Consider the following 2,245-nt stretch of genomic DNA (forward strand, 5'->3'; position numbering starts at 1 on the left):
CGGCAGCCACGACAGCACGTCGTCCGCGCGCGCCGCCCATTTGCCCGCCCATTGCCAGTAGCGCCCGCCGCGCATGCCTGGGTAGCCCCACATGGCATCGGCCGTGTTGGCGAAACGGTACAGCGCCGCACCCGGCAAACCCAGCAGCGCAAACCAGAACAGCGGCGCCACCACCGAGTCGTTGAGATTCTCGGCCAGCGACTCGATGGCCGACTCGCGCACCTGCAGGGCGTTGAGCTGCGCCACGTCGCGGCTCACCAGGCGCGCCAGGCGTTCGCGCCCCTCGGGCAGCGATCGGGCCAGTGCTTCTTCCACGGCCAGCACTTCGTCGCAGAGCATGCGCCACGCGAACAGCGGCTTGAGCAGCAACGCCAGCAAGGTGGTCGCCAGCAGCCAGTGCAGCTGCAGCGCCGCCCACTGCATACCCCAGAAAATAGCAAAAACCATAGCAGCAAGCGCACACCAGACAAGCGCTGCAGACCAAAAACACTTCCAATCGTCCGCCCGGGGCGCCACGGGGGCCAGTCGGTCGCCCCACCAGCGCAGCACCTGCCCCATGCACACCACGGGGTGCACGCGCTCGGGCGGCTCTCCGGCCAGACGGTCGAGCACGACGGCCAGCAGCAAGGCGGCCGCGCCCGACAGCGCCACCCACATGGATTCGCCCCCCCTGCCACTGCGTCAAGATTCATCGCGTCGATTCTCCCGGAAACAGGCTGTTGGCCTGGCCCCAGGCATTGTCGAACACCGGCATTTCCAGCGGCTGGCGGCGGGCCCAGCCCGCCTCGGCCCACAGGGGCTCGGCATAGAACTGCGCCACCGACCCCAGGCACAGCAAGGCGATGGGCTTGGCCCCGTGGGCAATTGCAGCACGCGGGCCCCGGCGGCGGGGTCGGACAGCGGGACCCCGCCCATGCCCGGGCCCCCGAATCGCGCCGGCCGCCACAGGTTCTGAATGGCGCAGGCGGCCGATGCCAGGTCCATCCGCGGCAGCGCGCGGTCGGCCGAAGGTGTGCTTTTCGTGGCTGTCGGCCAGCGACACCGCCAGCACCTCGGCGGCAGCGAGCAGGCCCTGCACCTTCAGGCACATGAACGCGTCCCCGCGCTCCCCCGGGGCGCGGGCCGTGAGCACCCGCACCTCCTCGACCAGCCCGTTCAGTGGCTGGCGCAATGCGATGTCGGTCACGCGCACAGGGCGCCAGGGCCGCATGCCCCCCCCCCCGCTGGTGCATGGTGCGCGGCTAGCGGCAAACGGCGCAGCGTGTCGCCTACTACTGGGCCACCGGCGAAGTGGCGCATGTCGCGCCGCTCAAGGATCGCCCGGTACACAGCCCGGGCATCGCCGCGTGCAAAGGCCTGGGAAGACGGGTCCACGCTGCCCGCGCCCTGCTGCACCATGCCCTCAGTCCTCGATGCCGCGCTGCGCGGGCACACCGGCCTTGAACGCGTGCTTGACCATCTTCATCTCGGTCACGGTGTCGGCCAGTTCGATGATCTCTTCGGGGCAGCGGCGGCCCGTGAGCACCACGTGCACGTCGCGGGGGCGCTCGCGCAGGGTCTGCAGCACACCTTCGAGCGGCAGCCAGCCGTAGATCAGCGGGTAGGTGATTTCGTCAAGCACCACCATGAAATACGCCCCCGAGAGGATGGCGGCGCGCGCCTTCTCCCAGCCATCGCGGGCCAGTTGCGCGGAATGTTCCAGATCCTGGCTTTTCCAGCTGAAGCCGTCGCCCAGTCCCTCGATGGGCAGACCGATCTGCTCGAACATGCGGTGCTCGCCAAAACGGGCCGAGGGCACCTTCATGAACTGGTAGATCTTCACGGCCTTGCCGCGGCCGTGGGCACGCAGCGCGAGGCCGAAGGCTGCTGTGCTCTTGCCCTTGCCGTCGCCGGTGTTGACGATGACCAGGCCCCGGCGCTCGCCCTCGGCTTTTTCGTAGCGTTTCTCGGTGGGTGCGGCTTCAATCTGCATGGAATGGGTCTTTCAACAGGAAAAGGAAGATGGGGCGTCAGGGGGCCTGCAACCGGGGCAGCGCCATCCACATGCCCTCGAGCTGCCGCACATGGATGCGGTGGTCGAACACCTGCTCCAGCGCGGCGTGGGTGGCGGCGTCACCGCAGGCGCCGTGGTGCAGCGCACGGCCCGCCGCCATCACCACCATGTCGTCGGCCTGCAGCGCCAGCGAAACCTCGTGCAGCACGCTGACCACGGTCTGGCCCTGCGCCACCAGGGCGCGCACCAGCA

General features: G+C 69.3%; 2 protein-coding genes and 2 pseudogenes. All 4 read right to left on the reverse strand.

Going from position 1 to position 2,245, the window contains the following annotated elements; all coding sequences use genetic code 11:
• On the reverse strand, positions 1–657 hold a 657-nt coding region (locus tag ACDELDRAFT_RS21530), incomplete at its 3' end, for a CobD/CbiB family cobalamin biosynthesis protein (RefSeq protein ID WP_005800516.1).
• 31 nt (positions 658–688) lie between these two features.
• Positions 689–1,398, reverse strand: a pseudogene (gene bluB / locus ACDELDRAFT_RS21535) (5,6-dimethylbenzimidazole synthase).
• Positions 1,399–1,402: 4 nt separating this feature from the next.
• Positions 1,403–1,972 carry a cob(I)yrinic acid a,c-diamide adenosyltransferase gene (cobO, locus tag ACDELDRAFT_RS21540; RefSeq protein WP_005800521.1) on the reverse strand — a complete coding sequence of 190 codons (570 nt, stop codon included), beginning with the start codon at positions 1,970–1,972 and terminating at the stop codon, positions 1,403–1,405.
• 37 nt (positions 1,973–2,009) lie between these two features.
• Positions 2,010–2,245 (reverse strand): annotated as a pseudogene (locus ACDELDRAFT_RS21545) (ABC transporter ATP-binding protein); the annotation flags it as partial.

The sequence above is a fragment of the Acidovorax delafieldii 2AN genome, from assembly GCF_000175235.1.
Taxonomy (GTDB): Bacteria; Pseudomonadota; Gammaproteobacteria; order Burkholderiales; family Burkholderiaceae_C; genus Acidovorax; species Acidovorax delafieldii_B.